This is a genomic window from Undibacterium sp. TC4M20W (genome assembly GCF_049340245.1).
GTDB lineage: Bacteria > Pseudomonadota > Gammaproteobacteria > Burkholderiales > Burkholderiaceae_D > Undibacterium.
The window spans coordinates 40,967-58,741 of record NZ_JBMPPI010000028.1 but is presented as its reverse complement, the minus strand read 5'-3'; the positions used below and the strand labels follow the sequence as shown (position 1 = coordinate 58,741).

General features: G+C 49.8%; 18 protein-coding genes. 7 read left to right on the top strand and 11 right to left on the bottom strand.

Going from position 1 to position 17,775, the window contains the following annotated elements; genetic code table 11:
* Positions 1-75: 75 nt before the first annotated feature.
* Both ACO0LL_RS24520 and ACO0LL_RS24515 read left to right on the top strand, forming a co-directional pair.
* Entirely contained in the window at positions 76-2,085 is a 2,010-nt protein-coding gene (locus ACO0LL_RS24520; RefSeq protein ID WP_422953429.1) for a hypothetical protein, read from the top strand.
* A gap of 216 nt (positions 2,086-2,301) precedes the next feature.
* Positions 2,302-2,598, top strand: coding sequence for a hypothetical protein (locus ACO0LL_RS24515; RefSeq protein ID WP_422953428.1), 297 nt, complete (start codon positions 2,302-2,304; stop codon positions 2,596-2,598).
* A 54-nt stretch (positions 2,599-2,652) separates the two neighbouring features.
* On the opposite strand, the gene ACO0LL_RS24510 is transcribed toward ACO0LL_RS24515, so the two are convergent.
* The 4 genes from ACO0LL_RS24510 to ACO0LL_RS24495 all read right to left on the bottom strand — a co-directional run bounded on the left by ACO0LL_RS24510 (position 2,653) and on the right by ACO0LL_RS24495 (position 6,660).
* A complete protein-coding gene (locus ACO0LL_RS24510; protein WP_422953427.1) occupies positions 2,653-3,081 on the bottom strand; it encodes a VOC family protein in 429 nt (142 codons plus the stop codon).
* A gap of 90 nt (positions 3,082-3,171) precedes the next feature.
* The gene (locus ACO0LL_RS24505) at positions 3,172-3,804 is read right to left on the bottom strand and encodes a hypothetical protein (protein ID WP_422953426.1); all 633 of its coding nucleotides are present in this window, start codon (positions 3,802-3,804) and stop codon (positions 3,172-3,174) included.
* Positions 3,805-3,962: 158 nt separating this feature from the next.
* The gene (locus ACO0LL_RS24500; RefSeq protein WP_422953425.1) at positions 3,963-5,219 is read right to left on the bottom strand and encodes a DUF4861 family protein; all 1,257 of its coding nucleotides are present in this window, start codon (positions 5,217-5,219) and stop codon (positions 3,963-3,965) included.
* A 37-nt stretch (positions 5,220-5,256) separates the two neighbouring features.
* Complete coding sequence (locus ACO0LL_RS24495; protein WP_422953424.1) at positions 5,257-6,660, bottom strand: glycoside hydrolase family 88/105 protein; 1,404 nt, start codon at positions 6,658-6,660, stop codon at positions 5,257-5,259.
* Between the two features lie 271 nt (positions 6,661-6,931).
* On the opposite strand from ACO0LL_RS24495, the gene ACO0LL_RS24490 reads away from it, so the two are divergent.
* On the top strand, positions 6,932-7,948 hold the full coding sequence (locus ACO0LL_RS24490) for an alpha/beta hydrolase fold domain-containing protein (protein ID WP_422953423.1): 1,017 nt from the start codon (positions 6,932-6,934) through the stop codon (positions 7,946-7,948).
* A gap of 26 nt (positions 7,949-7,974) precedes the next feature.
* Here the strand turns inward: ACO0LL_RS24490 and ACO0LL_RS24485 are convergent, their stop codons facing one another.
* The 7 genes from ACO0LL_RS24485 to ACO0LL_RS24455 all read right to left on the bottom strand — a co-directional run bounded on the left by ACO0LL_RS24485 (position 7,975) and on the right by ACO0LL_RS24455 (position 13,446).
* Positions 7,975-8,292 carry a hypothetical protein gene (locus ACO0LL_RS24485; RefSeq protein ID WP_422953422.1) on the bottom strand — a complete coding sequence of 106 codons (318 nt, stop codon included), beginning with the start codon at positions 8,290-8,292 and terminating at the stop codon, positions 7,975-7,977.
* Between the two features lie 50 nt (positions 8,293-8,342).
* The gene (locus tag ACO0LL_RS24480) at positions 8,343-8,825 is read right to left on the bottom strand and encodes a hypothetical protein (RefSeq protein ID WP_422953421.1); all 483 of its coding nucleotides are present in this window, start codon (positions 8,823-8,825) and stop codon (positions 8,343-8,345) included.
* Positions 8,826-8,922: 97 nt separating this feature from the next.
* Entirely contained in the window at positions 8,923-9,330 is a 408-nt protein-coding gene (locus tag ACO0LL_RS24475; protein WP_422953420.1) for a hypothetical protein, read from the bottom strand.
* Positions 9,327-9,824 (bottom strand): hypothetical protein, encoded by a 498-nt coding sequence (locus tag ACO0LL_RS24470; protein ID WP_422953419.1) that lies wholly within the window; start codon positions 9,822-9,824, stop codon positions 9,327-9,329. The genes ACO0LL_RS24475 and ACO0LL_RS24470 overlap by 4 nt, the downstream gene beginning before the upstream one ends.
* A gap of 29 nt (positions 9,825-9,853) precedes the next feature.
* The gene (locus ACO0LL_RS24465; protein ID WP_422953418.1) at positions 9,854-10,117 is read right to left on the bottom strand and encodes a hypothetical protein; all 264 of its coding nucleotides are present in this window, start codon (positions 10,115-10,117) and stop codon (positions 9,854-9,856) included.
* Positions 10,118-10,558: 441 nt separating this feature from the next.
* The gene (locus ACO0LL_RS24460; RefSeq protein ID WP_422953417.1) at positions 10,559-12,574 is read right to left on the bottom strand and encodes a sulfatase-like hydrolase/transferase; all 2,016 of its coding nucleotides are present in this window, start codon (positions 12,572-12,574) and stop codon (positions 10,559-10,561) included.
* A gap of 329 nt (positions 12,575-12,903) precedes the next feature.
* Positions 12,904-13,446, bottom strand: a complete 543-nt coding sequence (locus ACO0LL_RS24455; protein ID WP_422953416.1) for a hypothetical protein — start codon at positions 13,444-13,446, stop codon at positions 12,904-12,906.
* A gap of 107 nt (positions 13,447-13,553) precedes the next feature.
* On the opposite strand from ACO0LL_RS24455, the gene ACO0LL_RS24450 reads away from it, so the two are divergent.
* From ACO0LL_RS24450 to ACO0LL_RS24435, 4 genes are all read left to right on the top strand, one after another.
* Positions 13,554-14,447: a LysR family transcriptional regulator gene (locus ACO0LL_RS24450; RefSeq protein WP_422953415.1), complete on the top strand. Its 894-nt coding sequence runs from the start codon at positions 13,554-13,556 to the stop codon at positions 14,445-14,447.
* 90 nt (positions 14,448-14,537) lie between these two features.
* Positions 14,538-14,945, top strand: a complete 408-nt coding sequence (locus ACO0LL_RS24445) for a RidA family protein (RefSeq protein WP_422953414.1) — start codon at positions 14,538-14,540, stop codon at positions 14,943-14,945.
* 368 nt (positions 14,946-15,313) lie between these two features.
* On the top strand, positions 15,314-15,496 hold the full coding sequence (locus tag ACO0LL_RS24440) for a hypothetical protein (protein WP_422953413.1): 183 nt from the start codon (positions 15,314-15,316) through the stop codon (positions 15,494-15,496).
* A 72-nt stretch (positions 15,497-15,568) separates the two neighbouring features.
* A complete protein-coding gene (locus tag ACO0LL_RS24435; RefSeq protein ID WP_422953412.1) occupies positions 15,569-17,767 on the top strand; it encodes a TonB-dependent receptor plug domain-containing protein in 2,199 nt (732 codons plus the stop codon).
* Positions 17,768-17,775 lie beyond the last annotated feature (8 nt).

Genomic DNA, 17,775 nt, shown 5'->3' with positions numbered 1-17,775 from the left:
GATTCTGCCCTACAATTAAGGCATACATTTTTTGCAGCTCCATGCCGTCCAATCTCCCTACCTGAAGGATGTTTCATGACTAATGCCCTTGTTGCCTTGCCACCTGGTTTGTTTCGCGCCAATGCCCTGCGCTCGCATGCGCCGCGGCCTGCGCTGGGGTTCAAGACAGGTGTCAGCCCGGCTTTGTCTTATCCACAAGCAACAGAAAACCAGGGCCTGGCAGTAGCTGCAGACGGCAGTATCTGGACACTGACCCGTGACAGCGTTTCTCAATTCAGTCACAGTACTGGTGAGTTGGTAAAAATTGCTGATTACGCCCTTTATAATCAAAGCACATTTGGCTTTCCGCAGCATCTGGCACCGGTAAATTTTCAGCGGGCGTTTTTTATACGCAGCAAAGACAATCGCCCTGTCGTCATGGAATATCACAAAGATGTCATCACAGAGCCCGGTTCAGTCAAGATGCTGGCAGCCTTGCCTGATGGTGACTCTCCCTATCTCATTACGGCAACATCTGATGGCAATATGTGGGTGATGGCACGTAGTGGCAATGCCTGGCAATACCTGAACAATGCCTGGAGCAAGATCACCACTCCTGCGGGCACCAGCATCCGGCAGATTAGCGCGGGCGCGGCCGATTTTTTATTGGCGCTGGCAAAACAGGAAGGGCAGGATGTGTTGCTGCGCCTTGAAAATGGCGCATGGGTCAAACACAATGCATTACCGCATCAGGGTATACGCTGGGTAGGTGCATGTGAAGACAAGGAATATTGGTATAGCACTGCCGACATGCAAACAGATGGCAATCTGTATCTGATACGCGATGGTGTTAGTGTGCAAAGCTTTAAGCTGAATAAGCGTGTAGTCGGCCTGACGGCTGCCAGTTCGCGCTCCTGTTATTTCTTCGCCCTGGACAAGATGAGTTTCCAGCGGGCAGCCTTCGGCGTGATTGACCAGCCTGCACAAACATGGCCAACAATGACCAGTGCGCAGAGAGAAATCTATAGCAGCATCTCGGCCAGCCTGGGCATTACCGATGTCAATGGACTGCGTTCACAATACACGAATATCAATGCCGCGTTTTCTATCTGGTCCAGCAAGTTGGATAAACTCGAACGCCCAGTCAAGTTCAGCGTAGAAGACTGGAAAATTATCAAGGACCAGTTACTCGATGAGCTTGAGTACGTACAAAGTGTCACGACGCTATCGACCAATGTCGCCCTGCTCAACGGCATCATGGGTCAAATCTATACCAACACCTATAACCAGGTGGTGCAGATGCTGGGCTTGCCAGAACATAGCGAAAAACAGCCCAAAACCCTGGTCGAGCTATTGCTCAATACCCTGGTTGATAAACTTGAAGGTGCACTGATCAGCAAAGCCAAGTCCGTCATCACTTCAGAAGCCGTGGATATCTCGGTTGCCTGCTTCAAATATGCAATCAATGAACTGAACAAACAGCACAAGCTGCCTGATGGTAATACCCCTTTGATTATCGCCTGTTCAGAACTTGCAGGTACGCTGACTGAGTTAGTCGTGCAAAGCGAAAAAGCCCGGGGCGAATACCAGACCGCCATCTTGCAAGACTGGGGCCGTCTCAGCGGTTGCGGTGAGGCCATACGCAGCGGTGTCTGGTTCTGGACGCCTGGCACCACCTATGAAAAAGTCAAAGGCGCAGGCGACGCTATACGACTCAATTTTTATCAGACACTGATGCCGGTCAAATGGAAAATCCTCGTCTGCCAGGGCATACAATCCATCATCATGCCAGGCGATCCCTTCATGCATCACATCCCACGCTATGCCCTGATGTGCAAAGTGCTGGCGGGCGAGGGTAACAGTATCTACTGGTGGTATGCCTGCGTGGAAGTGGGTGCGCCCGTCAAGATGCAGAGCGAAGGCCCGGTACCCGACCAAAAACTGCTGGAGGCCATCTTTGCACTGGAAACCACGCCACTCGATTTTTTCAGTGGCGCAAACGGCTGGAAGTTAAGCGTTGCCCCCGTCTCGGGATACCGCCCGCCAGAACCTGCCGCACAATGGCGCCCTTATCTGAACTTGCCAGGGCCGTTTAGTTTTTCGTGATAGTCGTGATTATCATGATTATGGGGATTCATTGGAATGTTTTTCGCGACTGCGATAGTGGGTACCCTATAAGTCAATACTTTTTGAAGCATCCATAAGAACTGATCGCGCAAATAATGTCGATCATATTCATTGCTAATAGTAGTCGCCACGTCGCTCCAGCGCAGGCTGGAGTCTGGCAGCGCTTGCTGATCACTGATACCCATCAAGAGTAAGATGAACACCAGACTATCCTGTTTTTTAAAAGATCTTGAAAACTACTGGCATTGCGAATCACGCGATGCCGAATCTGGCAGCGACTTATTAAAAGCACTAAGAGACCCAAGACATGGCATCAATGAATCAGACTTCAAGAACCTACTCGCGGAAGCTATTCTAAGCAATACTCTCAGCGAAGACGTTTATCTTGAATATATAGGTGCCGATTTTTCAGAGCCAGATGGCATTTCAAACGATTTGCTTATGTTGTGGAAACTGATGTTTGGTCAAAATACTGTCACCACGACAAAGTAGTCAAATGATGAGGCATGCAAAGCTTATATTGCGCCAAGATGCTTAATCTCATTGCTATTGCTCACCATCTTGCTCCCAGGCCGGATTCCACACTACTTCCCACAGATGCCCGTCAGGGTCCTGGAAGTAGCCTGAGTAGCCGCCCCAGAAAGTATCGTGCGCAGGCTTGACGATCCTGGCCCCGGCTGAGTCCGCTTTTGCCATGACGGCATCCACCTCTGCTTTCGATGCCACATTGTGGCCCAGCGTCATTTCTGTCGCGCTTGCGGTTTGCACTTCAATGCCAGTGTCATGTGCAATACTCTTGCGTGGCCACAGGGCGAGGCGCAAACCCGCTTGCAGTTGAATGAATACCACGGCACCGTATTCGAACTCTTTACCGATGATACCTTCAGTGGCAAAGCCCAAACCATCGCGGTAAAAATGCAAGGATGCTTCCAGGTCATCGACGCCCAGGGTAATGACGGTGATTTGTGGTTTCATGGCAGGCCTTTATTGGAAGCTTTGTCAGAAGCGGGTTATTGTCAGCACTTATTGTAAGCTGCTACTCATCAGGCAAATGCCATGAATTATTCAGCAGAACACAATTGCCGTCTTGTGTTCGAGGCTAAGGCGTGCGGCTTCAAACAGTGTGACCCATGTTTCCAGCTCACGGTAGCAGGCAGCTTCTTTTTCGGTTTGTTCCTGTATGCGCGCCACTTCAGCATCTGACAATTGCCCGTTGTCGAGCTGTATGCCCAGCGCCGGTGCAACCAATATCAACTCTTCCATCAGGCGGTAAGTGGAGCCGAGCATGCCGCCTGGCAAACCAGTCTCTTCACTGTCGAACAGAACTTCATCAAAATCGACAGGCACATAATAGCCTTCTGCATCTGAATGGCAGACGAGATGGCTATCGAGATTGTCATATTCTGCCTGCAATGCCTCGTCCTGGCCCGGGTCTTCGTTGTCTGCCAGCGGTGTTGCTAGCCATGCAGGGTCTGCCTTGCGGTGTGCATAAGCACGGCGCAGATAATGCAGGAAGGAATAGGGGAAACCATCAAGCTGCGCACGGGATTGCAGTGCAGGCAAAGACCTGGGTTCTACGTGCGCAGGCAAACCGGCTTGTGCCAGCACGGTGTTAATTGCCGCAAAATCCTCCTGTGACCATTCAAGCTCTTCATCATCGCAATCTGCCAGAGTGCCTATGCTGATACCCAGTCCCATTACTTTCTCCTGTTGGCGCACCATACGATGCAAAGACGCATTGCCTTAAAATAGCAATGGTAGCTGCTCAACTGAGGAGATGCAACGTGAAAAAAAACCAGAAATGCATGGCGGCATATCTGGTTCTTTTTGAATGACACAGGACACAAGTGTCAATATCAAGGTTTGCTTACCGCCACAATCTTGACAGGATGTTGCATTCTCTCGGCATGGGCCTTCACATAGGCCTGCCATTTTTCATTGCTGTTATAAGGGCTGGCTCTTTCCCATGCAGCCCCTATGTAATAACGCAGTGGTTTACCGGATGAGACGTTAGCCAAGATCATGTCATTGAGCTTGTCTTCAGCATAGCCCTCTGCTGTTGGCAAAATAATGGCTGTGCCAATCGAACCGTTGCTGGCCTGGTCTACCCATTGGGTGATGGATGGCGTAGCCTGGTTTTTGCTTAGCTTGATGACGGGGTTCTGGCCCTTGTCTGTCGGCGTCTTGTTCAGGCCGAGAGCGACCTTCAGTTGTGCCGGGCCGCTGAAAGTGAAAGTGCTTTCCATTTGGTCAAACAAATGTCCGGCATCAACGGTGAAGCGTTTGACTTCAGACACCTTGACGCCAGCCGCATCCCAGTTATCGTAATTGAGTTCAAACACGGTGCGTATGGGGCCGTTGGCGATGATTTTCCAGGTGGCGTAGTTGGCGCTGGTATACAGGGTCTGACCATCCCAGATACCGGTGCCGCCGCAGCCACGTGAACGGCCGACGTTATACATGTCCATGCCCTCGCCTTCGTCCTTGTGGTAATGGTCGTGGCCTTTGTTGTACCAGCGATCGACGATAGGGTAGGACACACGTTTAAACCAGATGTCGAGGCCGCTGCTGCGCAGGACTTCTTTATTGCTGCCTGCCGGTGCAGGCGCCTCAAGTGCCGGGCCATAGGTACGGTGGCCTATCTTGTCATTCTCCCAGGCGAAGTCGTCCAGACGTTCTGGTATGTAGCGGGCAAAGGCCTTGGTTTCAAATACCGGTATCAGGGTATCGATTTTTTCTACGCTGAAGACAGCCTGCTTTTCACCTGGCGCAAAATCATACTGGAAAATCAATTCGCCATAAGCAATGCCTTCACCCTTGGGGTCTTTCGACAAAGGTGCAACATTGGTGACCTGGTGCGCCAGCACTTTGCCTTTGGCATCCTTGACCGCGATGCGCTGTATCAGTGCACCTGGCAAGGCCTTGTTGACTTCTGACCAGGGCAGCGTAATGGTTTCAGATGGGCGCGCGGCCTCAAGATCATGGCTGACCTGAATAGTGAGCTTGTCGGCAGCGTGGGCCGTTCCCGCACCAAACAGGCTCAGCAATACAAGCGGAAGTATCTGATGGCGCAGAGAAAGATGCAGAGTCTGTTTCATGGCGATGGATTTCATTGTTGGGGTCCTGTTGGTGTCCGTAAGATGTAATGCATCAATGGTGTTCGCGATAATCTGTCTTGCTGTTGCCAGCAGGCAGATAGTGGTAAGTGCGCACCTTGTGCTGGATTTCAATTGCCGGATTTTTCAACAATTTGATCATTTCAGCACCAGCCAGCAGCATGGGGCCGTAGCCATGCAGGGCATCAACACTGGTCGGGCGGTTATAGTAATACACCTGATCACTCGCAAAGGTGGTACCTACGCATGTGCCTTCGACCTGGCCTTTGGCATTAATGCGCGGGTACAGGGCATTCCAGCCAGCCTGGGCAATGGAGCCATAAGTCGTGGGACTGATCCAGCCCTGGTTGATGGCATGGGCAAATACATACACATACATGGCGCTGGCCGAGGTCTCAAGGTAAGAATCATTGCGGTCCAGCATCTGGTGCCACAGGCCCTGGCCAGACTGCAACTCGGCTACGCCATTCAGGGTGGCACGCAGTTGCGCCAGTACTTTGGGATAACCCGGATGATCCTTGGGCAGCACATCGAGCAAGTCAGACATGGTCAGCACTGCCCAGCCATTCGCGCGCGCCCAGTAAAAACGCGGCGCGTCAGGGTTATTCGCATTCCAGCCGTGGGTGTAGATATTCGCCTGCTTGTTGAACATATAGGCAGACATTTGCAGCACGTTGTTGACAGCATCATCAAAGTGGCTGCGGTCTTTGGTGTAATGCCCTATTTCACCAAGCGGCATGACACCCATATACATATCGTCAGCCCAAAGGGAAGATGCCTGCGGGCGCTTTCTGGCGAGCGTGCCGTCGGCCAGCCTGTACTGTTGTTTGGCGACGAAATTGCTGCACACCTTGATCATGTTACTGAGGTCTGGGCCGATATTGGCAAACCTGGCCCTGATCAATGCCGCACACATGGAACCGGCATCATCAAGCGAGCGCGGGTCCAGGAAGCGGGCAAAGCTGTTGGCGCGCTCAAGGTGGAACTGCTTTTCCTGCGCATCAAAATAAGGCATGGTCTTGGCAAAGAACTGGAAATGGCGCTCAGTCATGGCGGTGAATTTTTTGTCGCCCGTGACTTCTGCAGCCTTCATCAAACCTGCATGCACGACCCCCATTTCATAGACCAGGATGCCAAAGTCACCCTTGCTTGGCTCAAAAATCGCATCGGCAACCGGTGGCTTGCTGAAGTCTGTGATCTCGGCACCCGTATTCTTCTGGATCACGCGGGTAGGCGTGACTGATTCCATATACGCGCGTATGCGGTGCAGGGCTTCGGTGATTTCTGCCACTTCCGGCTTTTGGTAAGGCACAGGATAAGTACCCTCGCCTGCATCCTTGAGGTCTTTATTGTCCCTGTTACGGTAACCGCCATCAGCATAGGCCGTGGCACACAAAAACGAGGATGCGATGACCGTAGTCAATAAGCTTCTGGACAATAAGCTTTTGGTCAAAAAGTTTTTAATAAGGGTAGAACTTGGTTTCATGTGCGCCCGCCTGGAAGATTTGTTGGTTTGTCTCGTTTGGGTTTTTATTGAACTCATTACCTGAAGCGATATTATTGCTCTTAATTGGTCAGACCATTCTAAATTGGTCTGTCCAATAATGCAATGTGGACTAGCCGCTTATTCTGTGATTATGCGATAATTCTTGCGCCTGCCTTCTGCAGGCAAGCAGCAATATTGATATAAATACATGAAGGAGCAGTGCTTGAAGCCAGCCATCATCACCCTGTTTGCTTCTGTATGCATGGCAGCAAGCCCGCTCACGGCATGCGCAAAGCCAGCTCAACCCCAGCCGGCTGACTATGCCTATACAGCCGAGAGCACCTATAAAAAGCTGGCGGGGACTTACCCATACATCCACATTGCCAGCAAACAGCCGCCTGCGACTGTCAGGGTCTTGCGCAATATCAGCTATGTCAGCAATCAGGGCCAAGCCCTGCAACTGGATGTGTTCATGCCAGCCCGCAGCAGCAGTAGCAGCAGCGCAGCCGTGCCAGGCATAGTGCTGGTGCATGGCGGCGGCTGGCGTTCAGGCACACGCGACAACCTCGCCCCCATGGCGATACGCCTGGCAGAATGCGGCTATGTTGCTGCCACCATCAGCTACCGCTTGTCAGATGAAGCGCGTTACCCCGCCGCCATCCATGACGTGAAGGCAGCGATACGCTGGCTGCGCACGCATGCGGTTGAATACCAGCTAGACCCCACGCACATAGCCGTGGCCGGTGGCTCGGCAGGCGGCCAGATCGCCGCACTGGTGGGTGTCACCAATGACAGGCCAGAGTTTGATCCACAGGCACAGCACAGCGCGGTTTCCAGCGCCATTTCCAGTGCAGTGCAAGCCATCATCAATATCGATGGCCTGTCTAACTTTACGTCAGAAGAAGCGCGCAAGTATGAAGACGACCCGCGCAAGCAGCCTTCTGCGGCGGGTGCCTGGTTTGGCGGTACCTATGCTGAAAAAACCGAAGTATGGAAAGCAGCATCACCACTGACGCATGTCAGCAAAAATACCCCGCCCATCCTGTTCATAGGCAGCGCACAAAAACGCTTCAGTCTGGGGCGGGATGAGATGGTGGAGAAATTAAATGCTCTTGGCATCGCCAATCATACCGTGCTGCTACCGGATACACCGCATAGCTTTTGGTTGTTTGATCCATGGCTGGGGACAACGGTGGAGGCGATGGCAGTGTTTTTGGCGGGCGTGTTTGAAAAGCCCTGAACCTGCCAATTCATTGCCACACTGTTTCACTTAGGAAGGCGAATATCGATATTCTTCAGTTTTACCCAGGCACAAAATGCCTCGGGATCTTTGGGTGTAATCAATACTTGCCGCGTAAACCATCCATGCTTTTTCTCAAGCATGAAGCTACGGCCAAGAAAGCGATTTTTGAAATTATAGGTATTCCATGCGCCAGGCAATAATGGATGTGTTTCTACCACCGACTTGATGTTATCAACATCAAGGTGATGAACCGTCCATATTCTGAAGAGAAAAAAACGTATGCCGCTTTGATCGGGCTCCACATCGTAGAGCCAGGAGAACAAGCTGATCGGCTTAATCATTTGCACCTTGAAAATTAACTGCCCACCGCTTAGATAATTTTACTTAAATGCTATATCTGCCTGGGCACCTGTGACCTCGCATGCTCTTCAAAACCGAGAAGACGGCTCAATTCAAAGCATAGCAAGCCCAGCACGCCGATGCCTCCCAATGCGACCAGAATCATTCCTGCCACAAAAAACTCAACGCCAGATTCAGTTTTTTGTGTCAAGAACAAGGCCATCAGTGGTCTCGACAGCAAATTCAGCATACCTACCGCAGCACCAATATACAAGGCAAACACACCTGTCATGCGCAATACGCGCGCAACTCCTTTGACAGGAAATGAGATCAAGGCCTGTGGATTAGCAATGACAGTAATCACGCGGTAAGCACCAAGCAACAGCATGACAATTGGCCCAACATAAGGAATTCCCACACCACCGCCCATCGCAAGAGCAACCCAGCCAGAACTCGCCAGCCCCATAGGAAGCACCGCCGCGAGCAGCGCAATTGCATAGGCAATTTTAAGTTTACGTGAGGCGACCAGTTGCATGACAATGACTCCAGATGTGAATTCGACCCGCATGCTAGCATGCCTGTTCCGGGATTAGAATTGATTTCATCTAAGAGATGTGTATGGAAAAATTGATTCAATGTGCATGAACATCATCGCCATCTCCGTTTTCATCAATAGCATTGGGGCCAATAGAATAAAAGCTATACGACAGCAAGCTATTGTTATTGCGTTTGTACACAAGCGCATTTCCCCATGCATCACGTGGCGGAAACTTCCCGAGTTCTAAGACACTGATCCCTTCGCTTTCTTCAGGTATCCTGCCATTTTCATCAATCCATGTTTTCAAGGCATTATCGCAAAGCTTCAGCAATGCCTGAGTCCGCGCAAGATTCACAGCATCCTGATCCTCATCAAGTGAGCGCGACATCAGCCAGGCAATCAAGCCAATAATACTTATTGAGATCATCAATATAAAGACATATATTTTATTCCTGCCCTTGTTGATGAATATCGCTGAGAAAGCATTCATTTTTTCATTCATACGATTACTTCAGATTGAATCTTGTGCCTGTTACCTTTAAAAAACATGACAATGATCGCTAACAGAAGCAACGGAATAACAAAAATAAAAAAGATGAAATTCAATGAGTCAGCATCCCATTTTATTGGCAAAACATAGCTAAAAATTTTCTCAATAATGTCAGTCATCGCCATAAAGCGCACGAGCGAGAGATAAATGCCGATCAGACTGCCCCAGACTATGGTCGCAAGTGGCATTGCTTGCAAATGCTTTTTCAGTGAAATGGCAAGCAGGGTAAATCCAGTCACTGTCACAACTATCAGGAAAACAGGAGTGCCGATTATTTCTTTCCCAAACAGCTGAATAATATCCAAAGGCGACAATACTGAACGCACTTCTTCTGGAAAAAATTTTCTTAACAGGATTGCGATGATAACTTCAGAAAATGCATTGCCAATGGCTGCACATATACATGACAGCAGTAGTAGCTTCCCGTAAGTGCGGATGGTTTTCATGCTTTGCCCAAATTACTATAGTGCCGGAATTAGTGTGGCAGCTCGAGCTTGCGCTTATGCCCGCAATGGATGATTGCACCTTGCTGCTGCACGATAAAATCGTTTGATGAGTTCAGGTAAATTTGCATATAACCATCTTCTCTATACATGTCCAGTTCAGTTTCTGCGCTATCGCAAATGATCTGGATATCATCTCCCGGCTCCAGCGTAAAATCGTGGGCCCACGGCTCTATGCAGACAACTAGATCATCTGGTCCATTATTTGTAACAGTAAATTTAAATGGGAGGGTCATGCTAAAGAGGTTGCCCGGGGAATTTTCACTCAGAGTGGTTCAACAGAAAGTCGGCATATTCTACCGCATAAACAAGTGATAATTTTCCAGGGTGCGCCGTGCACGGACTACATACGGCAGTTCAAATTGATCATCCGAATCCCATCCCTAACCCAGCCTCTCCCTTGAAGGGAGAGGAGTTTACGGCAGTTCACCAGCAAGAAAGTACCTGCAATTGCCAGAACCAATCCACAGGGAATGCCCGGCAATGCCGATTCAAAGCCGTGACGTAGGGCGCATTGTAATGCGCCGCATGGGAGCATCGCACTCCCAAATCGAATATCTTTACTGCAGAAGATGATCACCAGGCAGTAGGGTGCGCCGTGCGCACCACTCCCGCAAATATCTCACAAACATAAATCAACACTCGGTGCACACATCACGCCACAACAAATCCAGACTTCAGCTCGGTGCCTGCCCATCTGCCACCGTACCCATGTCCTGCATGTTCTGCGGTGTATAACCAGCCTTGATCAGCGACTGGTTCAGCGCCTTGCGTAAATAGGCGAGGTCAAATTCTGTCTGCGCCAGGTTCAGCCCCAACTCAACGATCTGGCCTGAACGCAGCATGGGCGCACCTGTGCTTTTGTCCCATTGCAGCAGATTGTGGTTTTCATTCGGGTCGGCATCGAGGTTATACAATTCCCATTGGGTATTCGTGGGATTTTGCGGTTCCCAGTAACGCACGAGTTTCCATGGCTTCTCAAAATACGATTGTATGTGGTTGGGTTGTACGACCGGGCCGGATGCTGTCAGTGGTTGCTTTTCGGTAGGCTTGCCAGTAGAGCTGGTCATGCGTTCTGTGATATCGACATACCATTGATATCTGTCAGGCAGATAGTTGGTATCCAGCGGTGCAGTGATATTGTCGTCAGAGACAAATAACACGCCACGGCGTTCTGTTTCATTTGCCGTGCCACGGATGACGGGTGTCAGGTCTTCGCCCGCCAGGGGTTTGACATCATGGCCTTGCATGAATTTGGCTAATGCCTGTCTGTCGTTCTGGTCATAGCCTGCCAGACCCAGCAGGGTTGGCACCCAATCGACATGCGTGGTGTGGCATTGCACGGTGCGCATGGTTTTGTCACCATTGACCAGAGGTGAAGAAATAATGGCGGGTATATGCGTGGCCTCTTGATAGGCACCACACCATTTTTCTATCTGCCCGCCATGCGCACCTGCAAGCTCACCATGATCCGAGGTAAAGACGACTATCGTATTCTGGTCGAGACCGCTTTCATACAGGCGTTCAAGTATGGTGCTGACTTCGATATTGACGAGGTATTGCAGGTACAGGTAAAACGCCAGGTAGTTGCGGTACCAGTCCTCGGCATTGCTTTGCATCTTGAACGGATAAGGTGATGGAATGACCGCGTGCTGACCACGCAAGGTTGTCAGTGCAAGCTGGAATTTATAGGAATAATCGTACTGGCAATCCGGCTTGCTGGACAAGTCACCGCGCCAGTTGGCAGGCAGCCTGACATCACCGAGTTTGAAGCCATCAGGGTTCAGCGGTACTCGGTAAGTGGCTTTGAATTGATTGGGGGCATTGCCGTATACAGGTGGCTGGCTCAGCGTGCCTTTTACTGGCGCACCATAAGGTGCAATGATGTCTCCCAGCGTTGGCGGCGTGGCAGGTGTTTCTACCGCCGGTTGCCACGGAAAAGGGTAGGCACCTATATCATGCGGATTGACAAAAGACGCAACCGCCAGCCAGGGTCGCAGCTTGAAGCTGGCATTGGTAGGGTTGTTACTGTTGATCATATTCGCCTCCGCACCCACGCCCTTGCGGCGCAGGAAGGTGGTGACGAGGTCAGTATAAGTCTTGTCGCGATACACGCCGAGATTGGGTGTACCAAAGCGCTGGTCAGAAGGGGTTGAATATTCCCAGTCGCCAAAGCCCCAGTTCTCCAGACTGCCATCAGGCGGGTTTGACAAATCCCAGCGGCCAAAATAATGCGTCTCATAACCAGCTGCGCGGAACCAGTCACCCATGGTTGGCACACCATCTTGCGGCAACCATGGAAAGGCTGGATCAGTATCGACCTTGAACATGCCCTCGGTCTGTGTCACGCCACTATGTGCGCTGTACTGCCCGGTCATGATGGTGGCGCGACCAGGCACACAGGCAATGCTGGAACAGGTATGGTTTTGCAGCGACACCCCATTCTGACGCAGCTTGACGAAACCGGGGAACTGCTCCGCATACGGATTGTCCGCCAGGCTACCCTCTTCAAATCGCAAAATCTGGTACAGCGGGTCCAGCGGGTCATCTGCATAACACGGTGGGTAACGCATCTGATCAACCATGATGAACAGGATATTCGGCCTGACTGGCTGCGCGCTGCTATTGCTGGCATTGCTATTGGAATTACCGGAGTTACTGGCATTGCTGGCATTGTGGCTTGCTGTGCTCATGATCATCCTTTTTGCGTTAAGGGCTAGAACATCGCGGAGGGATTGCGGCAAGGAGAAGACGGTTTATGCTCGCATTAAAATTATCTAATTATTAATTCTAATGCGGCTTGTCGAAAAAACAAAGGCATAAGTTGTACAGGCACAAAAATTTTCAATTGGCGCGAGGCAATAGGAAAATTTATGCCTGACGAAGGATAAGCATTATTAGTGGGCACGGTAAGTGACGCTGCATCTGCTCAGACGCAGCACCGGTTCAGGCATTGCGGCCAATGCGATGCACATCAGTGTCTTAATCAGGATATTTATCAGGATCTTTATCAGAATCGTTATCAGTATCTTGAATATAAATATTTCAAATTTTTCTCATACACTGCTTCTGCATCAATGCGGGTAATCAAATCCAGGGCAAGCAAAGTATGCTTCCTGTCGCGGTTTTCTCTGGTTCCATATTCGTGCAGCACCAGAAAATCCTGATCAAATTCTTCTACTTCACCAATAAAACAGACATCATTGCGCACGCGCTCTGTATGTAAGGTCACATGCCCAAACTGCTCCTGGATTGAGCCTAGTGCTTCATGCAGAGAATTGATGACAATCCCGGGCATAAATGGCACAGCCTGGTTGCGCTTGATTAATGCGTCCAGTGATTCAAGGAAATTGCCACCCCAGCGTATCCGGGTAATATCCTCGCCATAGACAAGGCTGAATCCATTCGCCACGCCCTCTTCGCTAAACAGGCTTAACAGTACAAATTTGTCCGAGTAATCGGCAATGATGCCAGTTAATGCATTGTTATCCAGATCGTCGCGGTACAGGTCTATCAGCTCTTGATTCTCTTTTAGTTTGTTTATCGTCTTGTAATGCACACTCATTTTTTATCCTTTCAAACTGTATGCGCTGCCCGGCATTCATCTTGAAAATGCTAAAATGAATTACCGGAATTAAAGTAGAAAACGACCATAGCACGAGACGAGGCCGCATGATAGAAAAGCTGGAAATAAATCATCTCAGAACCCTCGATGCCTTGTACAAGTTTGAGAACCTGTCGGCAGCGGCAGAATATCTGAACATCTCGCAACAGGCCGTCAGCCTGCAGCTTAAAAAGTTGAGAGATATCCTCAGTGACCAGCTCTTTGTCAGGACAGGTCACGGTGTTGTCGCCACGCCATATGCAAAACTGATACAGCCGCATGTCCGCCAGGTATTGATGCATCTCAATGAAATCCCCTTGCCTGGCTCAGTCACTCCGGCAAATACAGCAAGAACCCTGGTCATCTCTGCCACTGACTATACGCAAAAAATCATCGTTGGGGAGCTCATCAATGAACTGAGGACCTCTGCACCAGGGGTAAAAATCATCGTCATCAATATCGAGAGTGCTAACCTGATCCAGAAAATGCACCAGGGTGAGATTGACCTGACGCTGACATCGAATGGTTATGTGCCTGAGGGCCTGGTGTCAGATGCGATTTTCACAGAAAGATATGTCTGCGTATCCGCCAACAAAGACATAGTCTTTGATGACTATTTACCGCTGGAACGCCTGGTCGACTATGACTTCGTCGTGACATCGCCCGGCATCGCCAGCTTCCAAGGTTCGGCAGACAGCTGGTTTGAACAACAGAAGCTGCACCGCAAGGTCCAGGTATCCGTACCCTCTTTTTTCATGGCGCAGGAATATTTAAAGCAATCAGGCATGGTCGGCTTTTTACCATCGCGCCTGATGCCATGTGCCGGCTTGTTTGAAATACCACTGAAGAAATATCCACCCGGATATGAAGTCGTTGCCGCCTACCACCCCAGCGCGAGGAACGATGCATTCATGATATGGTTGCTGGACAAGATAAAGCAAAAATTCCCGCCAGCTACATAAATCGCTTGTATCGCTTACAAGCCTGCCTTGATGGTCAAGCGCGGCCAGTTCCTCCAAACTCTCTGCATGTTTATTCAATAGAGAGCTCATATGACAATCAAGAAAATCAATCCTGCAACGCTGTATGACGGTGCGCCATTTGGCATGTCACAGGCAGCAATAGACACAGACAGCGGCCTGGTTTTTATCTCAGGCCAGGTCGATTGGGACGGCAATTATCAGGTTAAAAATAAAGACATCGCAGCACAAGCAGAAGGTGCAATCAAAAACCTGCTGGCCGTGCTGGAAGCAGCAAATGCCTCCGTCGCCAATATCCTGCAACTACGCGTCTATGTCAGGGGTGAACTCGCCGATAATATGGAGAAGGTGGTACCTGTGCTGCTAGCACACCTGGGCACATCACGCCCTGCATTAACCGGCATCGGCGTCGCATCTTTGGCGACGGTGGATACGCTGATAGAGATTGAGGCTGTGGCTAAACTGCGGCCTGCGCTGTAGCCTGCGAATAATCAATACCTGATGGTGATATCGGCGTAGATCACTGCAAACATTAAAAAAATGCATATTAACTGCAAGTAGCATTTTCAATTTAATAACATATCGACCGTTTGTAAAATTCCCAACAACCTTCAAATCTTGAATAAAAATATTATTTTTTTAGTAGAATTTTACACTTTATAAAATTTAATTATGGTTAATTAAATAATATTTTTAAAAAAATACTGATTCATGATTTAAATTACCAATATAAATCAAAGGCATATAAGTTTTCTTTCATAAAAACAACTATATTACTTTTGTGAAAAGTTGACATCATAAAAATACTAAAGCACAATAATATTTCACCAACATTCCCGGAGGGAAATATGTTTCGTCGTTTAGGTTTTGTATTCTTATTTTTTGCAAGCATTTCTGCCACAGCGTATGCTTGGGATGGATCAGATGATCCTGAGGAAAAAATCAATCCAAATTGCGACTACGGCTGCTTTGGCCGGTGTGGATTGGCTGGCGTTGATATTGACTCATGCAGAATGATATGTAATTGCTGATTTTAAAATCGTCCCCTTCATTTGTAGTGCTGAGGGGGATGTGAACAGGTGCAACAGTAGAAAGATATAAGTTTGATCAAGCATCATAAATTCTGGGTCGTGCCATTGATAGCAGGATGGAGTTCTGGGCTGGCCCTGGCGCAAGAAACACCGCAGAAAAATCCTCCTCAAGAAGTGACAGTGACCGGTAGCCAAACTGACATAGAAGCTGGCCGGGATTTTATTGCTGGCCGCATCATCATAGGACGCAAACGCATTGACGAAAGTGGTTTGCATAATGTCGGCGAACTATTGAAACAGGTACCCGCTATCAGCATAGGCAAGGATGGCCGCATAGGTTTGCTGGGTTTGCCGGGATATACGCAAATCCTGATTGATGGTGAAGCCGGTGTCAGCCAGGGGAAAAGCCCGACTGAACTGGAACTGGTCCGCGTAGAAAAAATAGAAATCATCAAATCCAGTGTTGCCGAATTTGGCCCTTTTGGTATCGCTGGCACCATCAATATCGTCACCCGCAAAATTGACCGCAAGAAAACCGAACAATTGCGCCTGGGCGCAAATAACCTTACAAGCAAACTGGGCGGAGATCTGTCGTGGGCGTATAGCCAGACAGAAGCGGGCTCACCACTAAGCTTTAGCCTGCAATTCTCAGCCAATGAAAAAACCAGTACAGAAGATAGTCAACGGCAATTGACCAGCCTCGCGCCGCTGACCATGCCGGGCACAACCAGATTGTGGGCAGGCGACATGCAATCTGAAACGAAGTCTTCGTCCCTTAGCCTAAGCAGCACACTGAACTGGCAGATAGACGCCAAGAATAAAATCAGTTTTTCACCCAGCATCAACAGCATGTTGGGTAAACAAACCAATATAGAACACAGGCGCTGGGCTGACGGCAATATACTTGATGCTGTGCAGCGCAACCGTACGCCGCTGGATTCATTCTGGTCTGGCCTGACGTGGACACATACGCCCGACAAACAGCAACGCCTGGAATTGAAATGGAATTCCAACCATTTTCATTCTCTGCTTGAAAACCGGCGCTTTGAATTACAGAATGCACAGACCAGCAGTCTGCGCATAGACACACAAAGACGGGATACTGATGCGGATGCACTCAGGCTGGATTACAAAGCTGGATTGCCCGGAGGGCATGATGTCAAAGCAGGTGTGCAACTTAACCTGAGCAAAGAAGAAAGTGACTACACTTATCTTATCAACGGCGCTACTGACAGCAGCCTGGCCTATTTAGGCAAGCAACGCAGCGCCCGCCAGGAAAAACGCCGCATTTTCTTGCAAGACGACTGGCGATATAGCGAAGCCCTGGCGTTCAATGCAGGCATCTCTACGGAAGACAGTGTGGCTGATATCCATGAAGGCAGTTATTCCAGCCAATCCAGATATCGTCTGTGGTCGCCGTCATTTCATATCGCAAAGAAATTTGATGGTGACAGTGATCGTAGCTTGCGCATCAGTCTGGCACGCAGCTTTAAATCACCCTGGCTGGACCAATTGACGGCGCGGCCACAAATCAATCCGCTGGCCCCCTGCCCTGTGAACGGTTTGTGTGCAGCCAATAGCCTCGACACTGCGGACAGCGCAGGCAACCCGGCCTTGCAGCCTGAACGTTCACTGGGCTTGAATATTTCGTATGAACACGGATTTGGTAAAGATAGCCAGGTCAGCCTTGAAATGTATACGCGCAAGATAGAGCGCAAGATAGGCATCGATATTGCGCGAGAAATTGTGGCTTGGGCGAATGCACCCCGCTACGTCAGCCGACCAGTCAATCTGGGAGATGCAAGTGTACGCGGGCTGGATCTGGAAATGCAACTGGCTGCGCGCGATGTCTGGCCTGATGCCCCAAAACTGGATGTGCGCGCCAGCATAGGCCTGAGCCAGTCAGAAGTATCTGCCATTCCCGGTCCGGATAACCGTCTAGACAAGCAAACTCCTTGGCGCGCCAAACTGGGTGGTAGCTATGCTTTCAAAGACCTGCCCTTGAAGATGGATATCGATGCCAACTGGGCACCTGGCAACTGGGTGCGCAATAGCGTCAGCCAGCGTGTTTTCCAGGACAGGACTTTTGGCCTCAGTAGCAATGCTGCCTGGACAATCAGCCCAAGCAAGCGCCTGTTTGTCAATCTTGACAATTTGGGGGCCAGAAAATCACGACAAATCAACGAATACATCAGCAATGAGATTGTACGCCAGCAAATTGATACAGATTCACATCCAAGACTATCCATCAGGTTGGAAATGAAGTTATAGATCAGCCG